This window comes from Bradyrhizobium sp. SZCCHNRI1029, assembly GCF_032487555.1.
Lineage (GTDB): Bacteria > Pseudomonadota > Alphaproteobacteria > Rhizobiales > Xanthobacteraceae > Bradyrhizobium.
Genome location: NZ_JAUEUK010000001.1, coordinates 252461 through 269504, shown reverse-complemented (window position 1 = coordinate 269504; position 17044 = coordinate 252461). Strand labels below are relative to the sequence as shown.

Here is a 17044-nt window from a genome sequence, read left to right as displayed (position 1 = left end):
CCCCCTCGACGCGAGGGTGCAGGGAATGCCGGGTGAAGGCCTCACCCATGGCCCGCCTGCGAGAAGAATGCAGGCGGCAGGTACCACAGGCAAAGCCGTAACCGGCATTCCCTGCGCGATGGTTTTAACAACTTATACGCGATCTCCCCGGGGACCGGCTTTCTTGCCCCCGTCATCCGCGCCAGCGCATCTGCACCGGCACGAACTTGGCGCCAGCATCGGGGCGCCAGGACCACGCGACTTCATCGTCCGCGACCGCCATGCCCGTCGTGCATCGCAGCCCGCGTCCACCGCATCCCGCCCCAACGTCCGTGACGACGCGTACGCCCCTCGCAGAGAGGGCAGGATGGGGGGATCATACATGATTTCTGGAAAAAAGAAATAACAAAATCGCGTGGGAGAATTCGGATGAGGGAGTTGCTGCCGGGCGTGGTCCTCCCCTTCAGCCGAATGATGGGCACCCGCCCGCGGTGGGGCCGGCCACGTCTTCGTGCTCCCGGCCAAGCGATGATCAGCCGCGTGGACCGTTTCGGCGGTCCGCTTGGCCGTTCTTCACCGGTTCACGCGCCGGGCGGCTCTTCCGTTCGAAAGCCCGCCGCGGCGATGCCGGCGATCGCGCAGGCTTCGTCATTGTCGCCGAGATCGCCGGAGATGCCGACGGCGCCGAGCACCTGCCTGTCCGGTCCGAGCACCAGGACGCCGCCGGGCGAGGCGACGAGGCGGCCGCCGGTCGTGGCTGATAGCATCGTGAAGAATGTCGGCATGTTGCCGGCGCGACGGCTCAGCTCGCGTGATCCGAAGCCCATGCCGAGCGAGCCGAAGGCCTTGCTGAAGGCGATGTCGAAGCGGACGATGCCGGCGCCGTCCTCGCGCTGATAGGCGATCAGGTGTCCGCCTGGATCGAGCACGGCGACCGCGAGCGGCGCGAGGTTCTTCGCACGCGCTTCGCGCAGCGCGGCGTCGATGATGATCACTGCGTCGGCGAGCATCAGCATGATGTGCGGTTCCTCATTCAATCTGCGATAGTGCCTCAGACGAACATCGCGAGGATGCCGAGAGGGTTCTCGGGCCGCGGAACGCGGAAACTGATCGTCTTCCAGTCCGCAGCGGCCGGCCGTTCCAGGCAGCGATCGAGCCAGCGGTCGACATGGGGCCATGGTGACATGTCGAGCGTGCCGAGCCGGGCCAGCGTCATGACGGCGGCGACATTCAGGTCGGCCACGGTGAAGCGGCCGCTGACGAGATAGGGCCTCTCGGTGAGATGCCGATCGAGGACCGCCAGCGGACGGCCGAGCTTGGTGAGCGCGATCCCGAGCTCGTCGGCATCGCGCTTGTCGGCATCGAACAGGACGCGATTGGCTGCGGCGAGAAGCAGGGGCTTCTCGATCTCGGTCACGACCCAGAAGCTCCACTGGGTGACGAGCGCGTCTTCTTCCAGGGTGGCCGGAGAAAGGTCGCTGCGGTAGCGGCGCGCCAAATGAAGGTTGATCGCGAGCGACTCGAACAGGCGGATCTCGTCGGAGACGAACGCGGGCACGCGTCCGTTGGGATTGATCTTCAGGAAGTCCGGCGTGTGGGTGCTGCCGTCGGTGAAGCCGGTCGGAACGTGCTCGAAGTCGAGCGCGAGCTCCTTCAGCATCCAGGCGCAGCGATGCGCGCGCGAGTGCATCGAGCCGTACAGACGTATCATGGTGTTTCCCCGGTTGTGACAGGCCTGCTGCGAGGCTCTTTGTCATTGGAGTGTTTGTCGTTCAGCGCGAGGCGCTGGCGGATCCGCGGCTGGCGCCTCCGGTGGCCGGATGCGTTAAAGGACGTCGGCGTTCACCCAGATGCCGTGGAAACCCTCGTGCACCCGGCACGGGAAGCGGATTGTCGCAATGGGGCCGGCCGACAGATTGCGTGCGTCGAGGATGACGAGATCGGTGCGGTTCTCCGCCCGCCGTCCGACGATGCTGAGCAGCCAGCCGTCGCCCTCGGCTGCGTGCGCGCTGCGGGGAACGAAGCATGGCTCCTCGGGCGAGCTCTCGGGGCCGGCGTAGTAGAAGTCGAGCTTGCCTGTCTCCTCGTCGAAATGTCCGAGGCAGGTGAAGGGCGGTCCCTTGGGGCCGAAGGGCAGCATCGGGCCGAGCTTGGGATTGTTGGTGCCGAACCAGAAGTGCCGGACGCGGGCCATCGCGAAGCGCTGGTCGATGACCGGCATCTCGCCGATGTGTCCGATGAAGCGCGAGATGTCGATGGCGCCAGATGCACTCGACAGATCGATCGTCCAACGTTCGCCGAAGGGCGGCAGCTCCTTGGCCTCGGGATCGCGGATGTCCGGGAACTGGCTGAGCCAGCCGGACTCCGTGACGAACTGGTCGAGCACCAGGCGGCTGCCGTGCTCCCAGGCGTTGAAGGTGTGGGTCTGCATCGCGAGCTTCGGCGCGGTGAACCAGCGGATGCCGGCCACGCCCTGCCGGCGCGGGATCACGGCGACATGGGTCTGCCTGTGGCTGTCCCAATGCCAATAGGGCTCGCCCTTCCTGACGCGATCCCAGTCGCAGACCATCGGGCAGATCACGAAGGCGATGTAGTTGCGTGATACCAGGAAGTCGTGGACCATCGAGCAGTAGGGCGCGGTAAAGCGCTCGGTGCGGGTGAACTCGCCGTCCGGCGCGATGGTGTAGAGCTCGATGTCATTGCTGGCCGTGCCCTCGCAATTATAGGCGAACGCGATGCACTCGCCGGTGAGCGGGTCCATCTTGGGATGGGCGGTGAAGGTGCGGCTCCGGAGCTGGCCGCCGAAATCGGTCTCGCCACGGGTCTCCAGCGTGACCGGATCGAGCTCGTAGGGGCGGCCGGATTCCTTCAGGGCATAGAGCTTGCCATGGTGCCACATCACCGAGGTGTTGGCGGTGTTGGCATCCTCGCCCGCCACCTCGGGTGAATCGGTGAACGGATTGCGATAGGCGCCGAACAGCGCCTTGCGCGCCTGCCGCTCGATCAGGAACTTGCGGGTACGGACGTAGCGCATCGCCAGATCGGCATGACCGTTCTGGATGCGGACCATGTGCACCATGCCGTCGCCGTTGAGGAAGATGTCCTTGCCCAGCAGAGGCGGGTAGGTGTGGTCGGCGCTGTTGCGGTAGTAGACGCCTTCCAGCCCCGCCGGAATGCGGCCGATCACCTCGAGGTCGTGCACCTCGCCTTCGATCCGCACCGGAGCTGCATAGCCGGAGAACACGATATCCTGCGGAAACTCCAGGCCGTTGTGCTGCGTGACGTGTTTGTTCATGGGACTCTCCTTGGGGGCAGGGGGCTCAGGCGGAGCGCAGCATGGCCGGTGATGCGGCGGTGCGTGCCTTGAAGGTCAGCATCAGGACGACGGCGAGCGTGGATATCGTTCCGGCCACGTAGCTCAGGCCGCCGTAGCCCAGGCTCTCCACGATCGCGCCGGCGACGGCGGGTCCCGCGGCCGATCCGATCATCATCATCGCCGGTGTCGCCGCGACTGCGCGCCGGCTCGGGTCGATCTGCGACAGCAGTCCGAACAGGAACGTGTGGGTGAAGATCACGATCGAGACGTAGGGGATCGCAAAGGCCGCGTAGGTCGAGAAGCCCTGGGCATTGACGATCACGAAAGCCAGCATGGCCTGCAGCAGCGGGCCGGCAATGCCGATCGCGATCGGCGACAGGCGTCGTTGCAGGGCCGCCGCCAGCGCGCCGGGAAGCAGGTTGATGAAGCCGACGGCGATCAGAACCTTGGTGACGTCGTCCTGCGACAGCCCCTTGTGATGGCCGATGCGCTCCAGGAAGGAGAAAACGAGCGACTGGTTGAAGGCGAGGCAGATCACGACGGCGATGATCAGCCAGGCTCGGCCGGGCATCGCGTGCAGCATCTCGCCGCCGGTCTCGGCGGCGGCGACGGAGCGCGGGAAGCCGAGAGAGGCCAGGAGCGCCGCGACCGCCATGCTGGCTGCGAACACCGCGAACAGCAGGCGCGGGCTGATCGCATGGATCAGGGCCGGCACGGTGGCGAAGAAGGCGACGCTGAAGACGGCGAGCGCGACATTGGCGAGGCCGAACAGGCGGTGCGGATTGTCGGTACGGCCCATCGTGCCGTGCGTCATCGACAAGGCGGCACCGGCTGCGAGGCCCGCGATGGCGTGGATGATCGGCAGAACCCAGAATGGCACCAGCTCTGGCGGCCTGCCGGCGAGATAGCCGAACGCCGCAGCGGCCACGATGAAGCCGCCGACCACGATGCTGCGCGCGTCGAGCCGCGTGAACGATCGCGCGGTCACCAGGCTCGCGAGCACGATGCCCGCCAGGAAGCTGGTGACGGTCGCACCCGCCTGCGCGGGCGACAGACCGTAGAATTCGATGAACGTTCCGACCCAGACCGGCAGCGCCACCAGGTCCAGCATGCCGGCCACGTGGCACGTGGCGAGCACGACTCCACCCGAGCTCGATCGGCTCATGTTTCCCTCCCCGTGAACGGACCAGTCGCGGGGGGCCCCTTGGCCCGGGCTTTCGCGCCCTCTGCCGACGCTGGTCCGAGCACACGCTAGGTCGAACCCGTGATCCGGCAAAATCGATTGAATTGCGCATCGTCATCGATACGATCGATACCAAGTGACAAGTCCAGGGGAAGGGAGCGCGCTGCGATGCGGCTGGACAGGTTCGATCTCAATCTGCTGGTGGCGCTCGACGCGCTGCTCGACGAGCGCAACGTCACGCGGGCTGCGGATCGCCTCCGGCTCGGTCAATCCGCGACCAGCGCCGCGCTGGCGCGTCTGCGCGAGTTCTTCGAGGACGAGTTGTTGACCCAGGTCGGACGGCAGTTCGAGCTGACGCCGCTCGCCCAGGCGCTGGTCGAGCCGGTCAAGGACACGCTCGTTCGTGCGCGCGCCGCGATCAGCACGAGGCCGGACTTCGATCCCTCGACGATCAGCCGCACGTTCCGAATCTGTGCATCCGACTACGCGACCTATGTGCTGGTGTCGCGAGTGGCGATCGCGCTCGCGCAGCGCGCGAGCGGATTCCAGCTCGAGATCGCGCATCTGCCCAAGCATGTCGAGCAGGTGTTCGGGCTCGGCGACATCGACCTGCTGATATTGCCCGAGCAGTATGCATCACGGATAGCGCATCCGCAGACGCATCTGCTGTCGGACGATCATGTCTGCATGATGTGCCGGGAGCGGCCGTTGCGGCGCGGCAAGCTGTCCGAGGACGATTATTTCGCGGCCGATCACGTCAACGTCCGCCTCGGCGAAGCCGGCTCCTTCTCGTTCGAGGAATTGTTCTTCCCGCGCGCCGGCCGGCCGCGAAGGATTGCCTGTACGGTCGATTCCTACTGCCTGCTGCCCAGGATGTTGTGCGGGACGGACCGGATCGCGACACTGCATCGGCTGCTCGCGCAGGATCTGGCGCTGCATTATCCCGTGAAGTTCGTCGGCTTCCCGTTCGAGATTCCGCGCCTGAACGAGTCCATGATCTGGCCCTCGTTCAGGGATCAGGACCCCAGCCACAAATTCCTGCGCCAGGTGTTCGCCGAATGCGCGGCGCAGATTGCGTCCGAAGGCCGGAGCAGGGCACGCGCGTCGCGCAAATGACCGGATGTTGTCTCGTGCCCGTCGGTCGGCGACCATTCCGACCTGCTGCTCGGCGCGATCACGGTGAAGGATCTGGCCTTGCGCAAGGCGCTCAAGGATGTGCTGGTGCGGCTCAGCATCGGCCTCGAGGAGCCGGGCGAGTTGGGGGAAGATTTGTCGCGCTTTGTCGACGCGCTCGGCGCGGCGTGAGCCGGCCGGGTCCGGGCGCGGCCGGGCCAGCCATGGGCGGCCTCGGCGGCCGGTATCCCGGAATTGTCCGGTGTCGTGCCCGCCCGGCTGCAATGGTGTTTCGCCGGACCGGATGGTATGGCTCGACACACGCGCGATCGACGCGACCAGCAATGGACCAAGGCATGATCATGAGCGGCAAGCCGGTGATCCGGATCATTCTTGGGGTCGCGGCCCTCGTGGTCCCGGCGGCAGCGCTGGTCGTCGTGTTCGATCCCACGCTGATCCGTGACGTCCCGATTATCGGGCGGGACAAAACGGCCGCGAGCGGAGCGGCAATCCCGGCGGCCGAAGCGCCGGGGCAGTCCGCATCGGTTCCGACCGCCGAGCAAGCGCCGTCCGCCGCGGACCATGGTCGCGGCGCAAGCCCGCTTGCGACGATGCAGCAGCAGGCGAGTGGTCTTGCCGACGCGCTGGGCCCGCTGGTTCCACAGTCGGGCGCCGAAAGCGATGGTCCGGCGTTCGATGTCGTCAACGTCGCTCCTTCGGGTGACGCCGTCGTCGCCGGGCGCGCGGCGCCCGGCGCCACCGTGGAACTGCTGCGCAACGGCGAGGTTCATGACCGCGTCGTTGCCGACCGGGCCGGACAGTTCGCCATGGTGCCGCCCCGTCTCCCTGCCGGAACCTACGATCTGACCCTGCGATCGAAGCTCGCCGACGGACACGAGGTGACGTCGAAGCAGAGCGTGGCGGTGAACGTCGAGGCCGGGCGGCAGCAGGCCACGGTGGCTCTGCTGTCGCCGGATGAGCCGACGCGCGTTCTGTCGAAGCCGGCCGGCGCGATCCCGCAGGCGCTGGCGGTGGACGCGGTGGATCACGAGACGAATGGCGTCCTGCGCGTCAACGGCCGGGCGCGTCCGGGCGCGACGGTGAGGCTTTATTTGAACGATCGCCTGATCTCATCGACGGTGGCGGGTGCCGACGGACGTCTCAGCATCGCGATCGGCAAGGACGTCAGCCGGGCGGGCAAAGACCGGATCAGGCTCGACGAGGTCGATCCGGCATCCGGCTCCGTCCAGGCGCGCGCCGAGGTCCCGTTGAGCCTGCCCGACGACGCGACGACTGCATCGCTGTCCTCGGTTGTTGCGGGGGCCGAGACGGCCAAGGCACGCGCGGCCGCTCAGTCCACGCTGGTCGCGGCTGCAGGCAACCCGCGTGAGGCGATCGTGCCCTCTGCCAGAGGCGAGCCGAAGATGACGACGGTAACGGTCGCCCGCGGCGATAGCTTGTGGCACATCAGCCGCCGCCTGCTTGGGGGCGGCACGCGCTACGCGGTCATCTACAAGGCAAACCGGGAGCAGATCCGAAGTCCCGATCTGATCTATCCGGGGCAGGTCTTCATGCTCCCGGCCAGGCGATAGGCCCGGCTCCGGAGCGCCCCCGCGGGGCGCTGCACCGCACCAACTTGATGTGAGCTGACTGACCTAGCCCGCGCTCAGCCGGACGCCGGCGCGCAGGAATTTCTGCGGGTCGACGGCTTCGCCGTCGATGCGGGTCTCGTAGTGCAGATGCGGGCCGGTCGAGCGGCCGGTCGAGCCGACCTCGCCGATGATGTCGCCGATCTTCACATGCTGGCCGATCTTGACGTTGATCTCGGAGAGATGGCCGTAGCGGGTGGAGAGGCCGTTGCCGTGATCAACCTCGACCATGCGGCCGTAGCCGCCGGCCCAGCCGGCGTTGACCACCTTGCCGTTGGCGGTGACGCGGACCGGATCGCCGGTGGCGGCGCGGAAGTCGAGGCCGGTGTGCATGGCTGGGCGGCCGAGGAACGGATCGGAGCGCTCGCCGAAGCCGGAGGTGAACTCGACCTCGCCGATCACCGGCTTGCGATAAGGCACCAGCGACAGCGTGCGGTTCATCTTCTCGACCTGGGCGCGGGTGATGCTGATGCGGTAGAGCTGGCGCTCGAACGGACCGGATTCGGCGCCGAGCTTGACCGGCACGAATGGGCCGCCCATGCCGCCCTTCGGCGCCGCGGCTTCGAGCTGACCCATGTCGAGGCCGAGATCGGTGATGACGCCGCGCATCCGGCGCAGCTTCGATTCCAGCGTCTCCTCGGCCGAGGACAGCATCGCGATCTGCCGCGCCTCGACCTGGTCGAGCGAGCGCGTCAGCCGCGTCAGCACGTTGTCGACGCCGGCGAGCTTGGTCGATGGGTTCGGCTGCGCGTTGGCCATCACGGGGCTGCGCGATTCGAGCCGAGCCTCGCGGTCCGGCGGCGCGGTGAAGATCACGGTGTCGCTGATCGGCGACGGCTTGGGCGTGGCTGGCGCCGACGGCGGCTCGATGGAGACAGGCGCGCGCGCCGGGGCGCGGATCGAGCCGGTGATGTCGGGCATGCTGCCGAGCGCGGTGGCGCGGCCTTCAAGCGCGCTCTGGCGCTTCAGGATCTGGTCGAGCTTCTGGTCGAATTGCTCCTGGTCGAGCAATTGCCGGCTGGTGGCGCGATCGACCTTGGCGCGTAGCTCGGCGATGCGGTCCTCATAGGCGTATTGCATCTCGGCCTGGCGCGCGATCAGCCGCGTCAGCACGTCGTCGCGAAACGCGAAATAGGTCGCGGTCGCCGCCGACCACAGCCCGAGCAGGCTGACGGTGCCGACCACGATCCAGAATACCACCGGGCCGATGCGCACCTGCTTGCCGGCATGCACCAGCGTGTAGTCGCTCTGCGACGCGGCCGCGACCGGCGCCGGATGGCTGACGGGGGCGCGCCGATGGTGATGGGCGTGCCCACGGTCATGAGAATGGTGCTGGGGATATTCGGCGTGATGGCCGGAACGATGCGACATCGGCACTCCCGCGCCGGCCGGAGATCGTCGTTCCAGCGGCGTCATTTACGGGAGCGATTTGACCCCTGCATGGTTAATTTTCCGCCAACGCCGTCAGGTGCGTTCTCAGAGCGCGCGCGCCGCCGCGAGCACCGCGTCGGCATGGCCGTCGACCTTGACGTTGCGCCACACTTTGGCGACGCGGCCGTCGGCGCCGATCAAGACGGTGCTTCGGATGATGCCGAGAAACTTGCGGCCATAGAGCGACTTCTCGCCCCAGGCGCCGTAGGCCTCCAGCATCTCATGTGTCTCGTCCGAGATCAGGGGCACGGCGAGATCGTGCTTGTCGCGGAAATTGTCCTGCGCCTTGACCGAATCGGCGGAGACGCCGAGCACTGCGGCGCCGGCGGCCGCGAAGTCCTTCGACAGGCGGGTGAAGTCGATCGCCTCCTTGGTGCAGCCGGGCGTATTGGCCTTGGGATAGAAGAACAGCACGAGCTTCTGGCCGCCGTAATCGGCCAGCGAAACGGTTCCGCCGCCATCGCGCGGCAGCTTGAACGCGGGTGCCTTGACGCCCTCGGCGAGGCCCGTTCCAGTGGTGGCTGGCGTCCTGGGCCCGGCCTTCGCAGCTCCCGTTTTGGTGGTCGCGGCTTTGGACGTCGCGGTCTTTGCGGAGGTCGTCTTGGCGGCTTTCGTCACTGCCGGTTTGGCCGTCTTCTTGGTGGCCTTCTTGGCCGCGGTGGCGAGCCGGTTCCCGTCAATCGCCCCGTAGGACGCCGGGTTGGAGGATTTCTTTTGTGATTCCTTTGACATACGCCTTCCTTTCGTCGCTTTCGGCGGCTCAAAAATGAAAGTATCTCGGTTCTTGTCCGGTGTCCCGGGATCGATCTGGAATCCGTGCTTCGCGGCGCGCAGGGGATTGCGCCTCTTGCGATGAAGCGAAGATCATGGCTACCAGCAGGCGTGAGCACCAGCGCAGTTGAGCACAGTGCAATGACGACTCTCGTACCGTCTCCGGATCAGACGTCCCCGCCACAGAATTCGTCCGGCGGTGGAGAGGCGCCGGTCCGCTGGCGCGAGCAGGTGGGCAAACCTGACGGCGGCGGGGTATAGTGACGAGGATGTCGCGCGTCGTCCGCGCCGCCGGCGAAGCGCCAGCGGCGTGTTGACAGCACCCGCCGAAGCGTGACGGGATCATTTGGGGCATCGAGTCCTGCCGGCAGTGAGCACGCGCGCTGCGTGAACGGGCGGGGCCACACCGGCGACCAACCTGGCCGAGGCCAGGTTGGCACGAATGTTTCGGACACGAGGGGCCGGCACCGAGAGGCAATGGCAAGACAGACATCACCCCACCGGCCCCATCTGCAAGCGGACACCCAGGGCCAGCAGTGGGATGAGGCCGACTGGGATGTGGCCGACCAGTATGAGGCTGCCGCCGAGCACGACGAGACGGTCGGGCAGCGCGCCCGGCGCCTGTTGTCGCGGCCCGATTCGGGCGGGAGCACCGGTCGATTCGGCTGGGCGCGTCCGCGTCTGCCGGGCGGCCGCGTGGCCAAGCGGGTCGTCATCACGCTGGCATCGCTCATGCTGCTCGTCGGGCTCGGCTTCGCCGGCCTGTGGCTGCGGCTCGGTGCGGGCCCGATCAGCCTCGATCTGGCGACGCCGTGGCTCGCGGCGGCGATCGAGGACAATATCGGCCACGGCAACACCGTCGAGGTCGGCGGCACCCAGATCGAGCGTGCCGGCCGGATCAGGATCGCGGTCCGGATCCGCGACATCATCGTGCGCGATCAGGATCACGCCATCGTCGCCAGCGCGCCCAAGGCCGAGGTGCGGCTGTCCGGCGCCGCGCTGCTGATGGGCCAGCTGCGTGCCGAGAGCCTCAAGCTGGTCGACGCCGAGCTCGCGATTCGCATCACCCCGGACGGCACCGTCACGGTGTCGACGGGGGAGACCACCAAGCCGCTGGCAACGGGCGTCGCCTCCAAGCGCGATGCCGGCCTGCCGCCGACATTCCCGCGACCGGGACAGGCCGCGCCACCGCCCAACGCACCGGGACCGCAGGCCGGCTCGCAGCCAGCACCGCCGGCCATGTCGACTGTGCCCGCGACCGCTGCGCCGAACGGCCTGCTCGCCGGCCTGGACTGGCTCGACAGCCTCAGCCTCACCGGGCTCGATGGCCAGAACCTGAACGAGATCGGGTTGAAGAACGGCGTGCTGATCGTCGACGACCAGCAGCGCGGCAACAAATGGACGTTCGAGAACATCAGCCTCAGCTTGCGCCGGCCGTCCGGCGGCGGGGTGGCGCTGAGCCTCGGCGAAGAGGGCGCCAAGCCGTGGCAGCTGCGCATCCTGGTCGGGCCCCAGGCCAACGGCGTGCGCACGGTGGACATCAAGGCCGACAAGGTCTCCACCAGCAACATCCTGCTGGCGATGCGGCTCAAGGATCTCACCTACATGGCGGACCTGCCCATGACCGGCGAGATCAAGGGCGAGCTCGCGCGCGACGGGCTGCCGACCTATCTGCGCGGCAAGATCAACATCGGCGCGGGCAAGATCATCGACACCGATACGCCCGACTATCCGATGGCGATCGACTCCGCCGAGATCAGCATGGAATGGGACGCCGGGCGCCGCGTGCTGATCGCGCCGTTGAAGGTGATCTCGGGCGCCAACCGCATCACGCTCAACGCCAATCTCGAGCCTCCGAACGACACCGCAAACGACTGGCGGCTGGGTCTCAACGGCGGCACCATTCTGCTCGGCGCCATCGAAAACGAGCCCCCGCTGATCTTCAACCGCATCTCGATCAACTTCCGCTTCGACACCGAGGGCAAGCGCGTGCTGCTGACCCAGGCCGAGGTGTCCAACGGCGAAATCGGCGTCGCCGGCACCGGCAGCGTCGAGTATGCCGGCGAGCCGCGGCTGAAGCTCGGCTTCGCGGCGACGCCGATGCCCGCGCTGGCGATGAAACGGATCTGGCCGGCGCTGATCGTGCCGGAGGTGCGGGCCTGGATCATCGAGCGCATCGAGCGCGGCTCGGTGCAGCGGATCGACGTCGCCGTCAATTCGCCGACGCGCAACCTGCCGCGCAAGGGGCCGCCGATTCCCGACGATGGTCTCGACGTCAACATCGTCGCCACCAATGTCACCGTGCATCCGGTCGACGGCCTGCCGTCGGTGCGCGATGCCGACGTGAAGGCGCATGTCACCGGCCGCACCGCGACGGTGACGATCGGGCAGGGCGTCGCGGATACGCCGGCCGGGCGCAAGCTCAACTTCTCCGACGTCGTGTTCGAAGTACCGGACATGGCGCCGAAGCCGTCGCCGTCGCGGGTACGCATGCGCGTCGAAGGGCAGGTCGCCGCTGCCGCCGAAATCCTCGCCTCCGACCGGCTCAACGATCTGTCGTCGATGCCGATCGATCCCAACCAGACCAAGGGAACGTTCCAGGCCAGCGTCAATCTCGCGATGCCGGTCAAGGGCGAACTGACCAAGGCCGACACCAGCTACGCGGTCACGGCCGATCTCAATGGCTTTGCCGCCGACAAACTGGTGATGAACCAGAAGCTCGAGGCCAACACGCTCAAGATCGTGGCCAACACCGCCGGCTATCAGGTGAAGGGCGACGTCAAGATCAACGGCCAGCCGGCCACGCTCGACTATCGCAAGCCGACGGAAGGCGACGCCGACATCAAGATGCAGGCGATCCTCGACGATGCCAGCCGGGCCCGGCTCGGCATGGATCTGGGCACTGCGATCACCGGCAACGTGCCGCTCAAGCTCAATGGCAAGATCGCCGGCTCCAGCGATCGCGACAGCCGCATCGGCGTCGAGGCCGATCTGACCCAGCTCAAGCTCGACAACCTGCTGCCGGGCTGGGTGAAGAATCCGGGCAAATCCGGCAAGGCCACCTTCAACGTTGTCGCCAAGCAGCAATCGACACGCTTCGAGGACATCAACATCGAAGGCGGCGGCGTCTCCATCAAGGGCTCGCTGGAAGTCGACCAGAACGGCGACCTGATGAACGCCAACTTCCCGACCTATTCGCCGTCGGAAGGCGACAAGACGCAGCTCAAGGCCGAGCGCGGCCAGGACGGCGTGCTGAAGCTGTCGATGCGCGGCGACGTGTTCGACGGCCGCGGCTTCCTGAAGTCGGCGATCTCGGGCACCAACAAGGACGCCGACAAGAACAAGGCACGCTCCAACCTCGACTTCGACGCCGAGGTCAAGCTCGGCGCCGTTGCCGGCTTCAACGGCGAGGCGCTGCGCAGCGTCGACCTCAAGTTCTCCAGGCGCGGCGGCGCCTTCAAGAGCTTCAATTTGACCGGCAAGGTCGGCCGCGACACGCCCGTCACCGCCGACATCCGCGTCGGCCGCGAGGCGCCGAGCGCCGATCCTCGCGCGCGTCGCCAGGGCCGCGAGGTGATCTATCTCGTAACCAACGATGCCGGCGCGCTGCTGCGCTTCGCCGACACCTATTCCAAGATGGCTGGCGGCGAGCTGGAACTGGCGATGGAGCCGCCGACGGCCGACTCCAGCCCAAAGGAAGGCCTGGCGATCGTTCGCAACTTCACCGTCAGGGGTGAGCAGGCGCTGGATCGCGCCGCCTCCGGCGCAGCACAGGGCGCCTCGCAAGGCATCGCCTTCACCATGCTGCGCGCGGAGTTCACGCGGCAGAACGGGCTGCTCTCGATCCGCGACGGCGTCGTCAAGGGACCGACGCTCGGCCTGACCATCGAGGGCAGCATCGACTACAACGTCAACCAGGTCCGGGCTTCGGGCACGATCGTGCCGCTGTACGGGCTGAACAACATGTTCAACCAGATCCCTATCGTCGGGCTGTTCCTCGGCGGCAGCAATGAAGGTCTGTTCGGCGTGACCTATGAAGTTGTGGGCACGCCAAGCCAGCCTGTGGTGCGCATCAACCCGATCTCGGCCATGCTGCCGGGCGTGACGCGCAAGATCATGGACTTCAACACCGGCAAGCAGCCATACCCGCCGGCGGAGCTGCCGCCGAACAATTGACGTTGCCGGCCGCCGGCGTTCGGCGACGTCAACGAACCGATCGATGCGGTTCAGGCCGCTCTGACGCCAGCAAGGAAGGTGTCGACCTCGCTGGAGAGCTGCTCGGCCTGCTTGGAGAGGTTGCCGGCCGCGATCAGCAGGTGGCCGGCGGCGCTCCAGGTCTCATTGGCCGCCGTCGAGACGCCGCCGATGTTGGCGGTGACCTCGCGGGTGGCCTGCGCGGTCTGGGTGACGTTGCGCGCGATCTCCGCGGTGGCCGGTCCCTGTTCCTCGATCGCCGATCCGATCGTGGCCGCGATCGCGGACACCTCCTCGATGGTCAGGGTGATGCCGTCGAGCGCGCCGACCGCTTCCCACGTCGCGTTCTGGATCCGGGCGATGCGGTCGCCGATCTCCTGCGTGGCCTGTGCCGGTCTGGCTGGCCAGGCTCTTCACCTCCGCCGCGACCACGGCAAAGCCGCGCCCGGCTTCGCCGGCGCGCGCGGCCTCGATCGTGGCGTTGAGCGCCAGCAGGTTGGTCTGGCCCGCGATGCTCGAGATCAGCTCGGCGACGTGCTCGATCTGCTTGGCGCCATCGGCCAGGGCGCGGACGATCCCGTCGGTATGGCGCGCGCTTTCGACGGCGCGTCCTTGCCGAAATAACTATCATCAAGCAGCCTACTAATCATGAACGCGTGGTTGTTGTGCGCCGTCCACTATGTGGACGGGCGGCTGTCGGAGCGCGCAAGCACATCGTGCTTGGACCGCGGGCCAACTACGTGCGAAGTGCCGGAACGACCAGGAACGGGATCATGCCGATGACGACGCTCACGAGCGCGAGCAGAATGACGGCATCATAGCCGTGGGTGAGATCGTGGATGACGCCGCCGCTCCATGATCCCAGTGCCGATCCGAGCCCGCTGCCGATCGTGATCGTGCCGTAGATGGTGCCAAGCCGCCTGCCGCGGAAGATCTTCATCGCGGTCGCCGACAGGAGCGGCCCGCGCGAGCCGATCATGCTGCCGAAGCAGACGACGAAGCCGGTGAGCAGGAAGATGTTCGGCGAGAATTGCAGCGCCCACAGCATCAGGATTCCTGCGATCGATACGGCGTAGGAGAACAGCACCGACGGCCGCCGGCCGATCAGCCCGTCGAGGGCCGAGACGCCGAGCATGCCGAACAGCAGCACCACGCCCGAGAAGCCCCAGGCGGTGGCGGCCTGCAGCGGCGCAAAGCCGGCATCGATCAGATAGGCGACGACCTGCGGCGCGATCGCATACATGCCAACGGCGGTGAAGAAGAAGGTCGAGAACAACGCCCAGAAGGCGTGATGGCGCAGCGCCCGCGACAAGGTCCAGGCATCGCCGGCGAGTTCGTCGGCGATGGGCCTGGTGATGTGGGGCGCGCCGGCGGCAAACAGCCGCCAGGGCAGCAGCGCCAGCGGCACCAGCAGGATGAAGGTGGCGGCGCCGAACGCCTGATATGTGCTGCGCCACCCGATCGCGTCGATCAGCAGTTGCGAGCCCGGCAGCAGGATCAGCACGCCGGCGCCGGTGGCGGAATAGATCACTGCCATCGCGGTCGGCAGCTTCTTGCCGAACCAGCGGCCCAGCAGGATCGAGTTGGGGACGTTGCCGATCAGCGCGATGCCGATGCCGACGCACAGGCCGATGCTGATCTGGAACTGCCACAGCGCCTGCGCGTGCGCCGCGGCCGTGAAGGCGGAACCAAGCAGCAGGAGGCCGAGCGCATACACGGCGCGTGGTCCGGAGTGATCGAACAGCCGCCCGATCAGCGGTGCGGCGAGGCCGCCGGCGAGCGCCGTCAGTGAATAGATCGAGACGACTTCGGAACGGTCCCAGCCGAAGCTGTCGGAGATCGGCTTGAGAAAGACGGTGAAGCTTTCTCCCAGCCCGCGGCCAATCACCGATAGCGCAAAGCAGAGACCCAGCACCACGAACGCCATGCGCACTCGTGGTGGAGCTGTCGGAATTTCCTCGGCTTGCGCAGGCTCTCGCGGCGCGCTGATCGTCATGCCCTGAGGGAGCGCCTTTCGGCCTTCCCTGACAAGCAGGCAAAAGCGAATGCGGCTATGCAGGCCTGACCAGCACGTGGCGCTTCTTGCCCAGCGACAGCTTGATCACGCCCTCGCTGGTCAGTGCAGCCGGCGTCAGCGCCATCTTCTCGTCGGTGACCGCAATGTCGTTGACGCGCAGGCCACCGCCCTTGATCTGCCGCCGCGCCTCGCCGTTGGAGCCGACGAGGCCGGCCTTGACGAAGGCGTTGAGCACGCCAAGGCCCGCGTCGAGCTCGGCCTGCGGCACCTCGACCGTCGGCAGGTTCTCGGCGATGGCGCCTTCCTCGAAGGTGCGGCGGGCGGTCTCGGCAGCGGTGCGTGCCGCCTCTTCGCCATGCAGCAAGGTGGTGGCCGCATCGGCCAGTGCCTTCTTGGCCTCGTTGATCTCGGCGCCCTGCAGTGCACCGAGCTTCTCGATCTCGGACAGCGGCAGCGTCGTGAACAGCTTGAGGAACTTGACGACGTCGGCGTCCTCGGTGTTGCGCCAGTACTGCCAGAAGTCATACGGGCTGCACTGGTCGGCGTTGAGCCAGATCGCGCCCTGCGCGGTCTTGCCCATCTTGGCGCCGGATGCGGTGGTCAAGAGCGGCGTGGTCAGCGCGAAGAGCTGCTCGGTGCCCATGCGGCGTCCGAGCTCGACGCCGTTGACGATGTTGCCCCACTGGTCGGAGCCGCCCATCTGCAACCGGCAGCCGGTGCGGCGCGCCAGCTCGACGAAGTCGTAGGCCTGGCAGACCATGTAGTTGAACTCGATGAAGCTCATCTCCTGCTCGCGCTCGAGCCGCAGCTTGACGGAGTCCATGGTCAGCATGCGGTTGACCGAGAAATGCCGGCCAATGTCGCGCAGCATCTCGATCCAGTTCAGCTTCGTCAGCCATTCGGCATTGTCGAGCATGATGGCATCGGTGGCGCCATTGCCGTAGCGCAGCACCTTGGCGAACACGCCGCGGATCGACGCCTTGTTGGCCTCGATCTCCTCGACCGTGCGCATCGCCCGCGTCTCGTCCTTGCCGGAGGGATCGCCGACCATGGTGGTGCCGCCGCCCATCAGGGTGATCGGCTTGTTCCCGGTCTGCTGCAGCCAATACAGCATCATCATGGTCAGGAAGTTGCCGATGTGCAGCGAGCGTGCGGTGCAGTCGTAGCCGACATAGGCGGTCGCCTGGCCCTTGGCGGCGAGGGCATCCAGCCCCTCGAAATCCGAGCACTGATGAATGAACCCGCGGCTCTGCAGCACGTTCAGGAAATCAGACTTGAAGCCAGTCATTGTCGGCGACTCTGAGCATTTGTTTACGGTATTGACCGCTTGTCGCGGGGACGTGCGGGAGGCACATGCCACGGATACGGGCGTTGTGGCATTATAAGATGCG

Annotated in this window: 11 protein-coding genes and 1 pseudogene; 3 read left to right on the top strand and 9 right to left on the bottom strand. The window is 66.9% G+C overall.

Annotation, left to right across the window (positions count from 1 at the left end; all coding sequences use genetic code 11):
- Positions 1-560 precede the first annotated feature (560 nt).
- The 4 genes from QW861_RS01225 to QW861_RS01210 all read right to left on the bottom strand — a co-directional run bounded on the left by QW861_RS01225 (position 561) and on the right by QW861_RS01210 (position 4460).
- Positions 561-995 carry a GlcG/HbpS family heme-binding protein gene (locus QW861_RS01225; RefSeq protein WP_315751686.1) on the bottom strand — a complete coding sequence of 145 codons (435 nt, stop codon included), beginning with the start codon at positions 993-995 and terminating at the stop codon, positions 561-563.
- Between the two features lie 35 nt (positions 996-1030).
- Positions 1031-1690: a glutathione S-transferase family protein gene (locus tag QW861_RS01220; protein ID WP_315751685.1), complete on the bottom strand. Its 660-nt coding sequence runs from the start codon at positions 1688-1690 to the stop codon at positions 1031-1033.
- A gap of 114 nt (positions 1691-1804) precedes the next feature.
- Positions 1805-3274, bottom strand: coding sequence for a carotenoid oxygenase family protein (locus tag QW861_RS01215; protein ID WP_315751684.1), 1470 nt, complete (start codon positions 3272-3274; stop codon positions 1805-1807).
- Between the two features lie 25 nt (positions 3275-3299).
- Positions 3300-4460 (bottom strand): MFS transporter, encoded by a 1161-nt coding sequence (locus QW861_RS01210; protein ID WP_315751683.1) that lies wholly within the window; start codon positions 4458-4460, stop codon positions 3300-3302.
- A gap of 186 nt (positions 4461-4646) precedes the next feature.
- On the opposite strand from QW861_RS01210, the gene QW861_RS01205 reads away from it, so the two are divergent.
- Together QW861_RS01205 and QW861_RS01200 are read left to right on the top strand one after the other, a co-directional pair.
- Positions 4647-5594 (top strand): LysR family transcriptional regulator, encoded by a 948-nt coding sequence (locus QW861_RS01205; protein WP_316192612.1) that lies wholly within the window; start codon positions 4647-4649, stop codon positions 5592-5594.
- A 353-nt stretch (positions 5595-5947) separates the two neighbouring features.
- Positions 5948-7183, top strand: coding sequence for a LysM peptidoglycan-binding domain-containing protein (locus QW861_RS01200; protein ID WP_316192610.1), 1236 nt, complete (start codon positions 5948-5950; stop codon positions 7181-7183).
- 63 nt (positions 7184-7246) lie between these two features.
- Here the strand turns inward: QW861_RS01200 and QW861_RS01195 are convergent, their stop codons facing one another.
- Positions 7247-8611: a M23 family metallopeptidase gene (locus QW861_RS01195; protein WP_316192608.1), complete on the bottom strand. Its 1365-nt coding sequence runs from the start codon at positions 8609-8611 to the stop codon at positions 7247-7249.
- Positions 8612-8716: 105 nt separating this feature from the next.
- On the bottom strand, positions 8717-9403 hold the full coding sequence (locus QW861_RS01190; RefSeq protein ID WP_316192607.1) for a peroxiredoxin: 687 nt from the start codon (positions 9401-9403) through the stop codon (positions 8717-8719).
- Positions 9404-9919: 516 nt separating this feature from the next.
- On the opposite strand from QW861_RS01190, the gene QW861_RS01185 reads away from it, so the two are divergent.
- On the top strand, positions 9920-13618 hold the full coding sequence (locus QW861_RS01185; RefSeq protein WP_316192605.1) for a DUF3971 domain-containing protein: 3699 nt from the start codon (positions 9920-9922) through the stop codon (positions 13616-13618).
- Between the two features lie 50 nt (positions 13619-13668).
- Here QW861_RS01185 and QW861_RS01180 read toward each other — a convergent pair.
- The 3 genes and pseudogenes from QW861_RS01180 to tyrS all read right to left on the bottom strand — a co-directional run.
- Positions 13669-14248: pseudogene (locus tag QW861_RS01180) on the bottom strand (methyl-accepting chemotaxis protein); the annotation flags it as partial.
- A gap of 124 nt (positions 14249-14372) precedes the next feature.
- Positions 14373-15632, bottom strand: coding sequence for an MFS transporter (locus tag QW861_RS01175; RefSeq protein ID WP_316170472.1), 1260 nt, complete (start codon positions 15630-15632; stop codon positions 14373-14375).
- Between the two features lie 55 nt (positions 15633-15687).
- Positions 15688-16941: a tyrosine--tRNA ligase gene (gene tyrS, locus QW861_RS01170; RefSeq protein ID WP_315712161.1), complete on the bottom strand. Its 1254-nt coding sequence runs from the start codon at positions 16939-16941 to the stop codon at positions 15688-15690.
- Between the last annotated feature and the right edge of the window lie 103 nt (positions 16942-17044).

Bases quoted from the DNA above. Each gene is read 5' to 3' on its own strand.
- QW861_RS01175 (WP_316170472.1), bottom strand. From the start codon at position 15,632: ATGACGATCAGCGCGCCGCGAGAGCCTGCGCAAGCCGAGGAAATTCCG.
- QW861_RS01200 (WP_316192610.1), top strand. From the start codon at position 5,948: ATGATCATGAGCGGCAAGCCGGTGATCCGGATCATTCTTGGGGTCGCG.
- QW861_RS01190 (WP_316192607.1), bottom strand. From the start codon at position 9,403: ATGTCAAAGGAATCACAAAAGAAATCCTCCAACCCGGCGTCCTACGGG.
- QW861_RS01195 (WP_316192608.1), bottom strand. From the start codon at position 8,611: ATGTCGCATCGTTCCGGCCATCACGCCGAATATCCCCAGCACCATTCT.
- QW861_RS01220 (WP_315751685.1), bottom strand. From the start codon at position 1,690: ATGATACGTCTGTACGGCTCGATGCACTCGCGCGCGCATCGCTGCGCC.
- QW861_RS01215 (WP_315751684.1), bottom strand. From the start codon at position 3,274: ATGAACAAACACGTCACGCAGCACAACGGCCTGGAGTTTCCGCAGGAT.
- tyrS (WP_315712161.1), bottom strand. From the start codon at position 16,941: ATGACTGGCTTCAAGTCTGATTTCCTGAACGTGCTGCAGAGCCGCGGG.
- QW861_RS01210 (WP_315751683.1), bottom strand. From the start codon at position 4,460: ATGAGCCGATCGAGCTCGGGTGGAGTCGTGCTCGCCACGTGCCACGTG.
- QW861_RS01185 (WP_316192605.1), top strand. From the start codon at position 9,920: ATGGCAAGACAGACATCACCCCACCGGCCCCATCTGCAAGCGGACACC.
- QW861_RS01225 (WP_315751686.1), bottom strand. From the start codon at position 995: ATGCTGATGCTCGCCGACGCAGTGATCATCATCGACGCCGCGCTGCGC.
- QW861_RS01205 (WP_316192612.1), top strand. From the start codon at position 4,647: ATGCGGCTGGACAGGTTCGATCTCAATCTGCTGGTGGCGCTCGACGCG.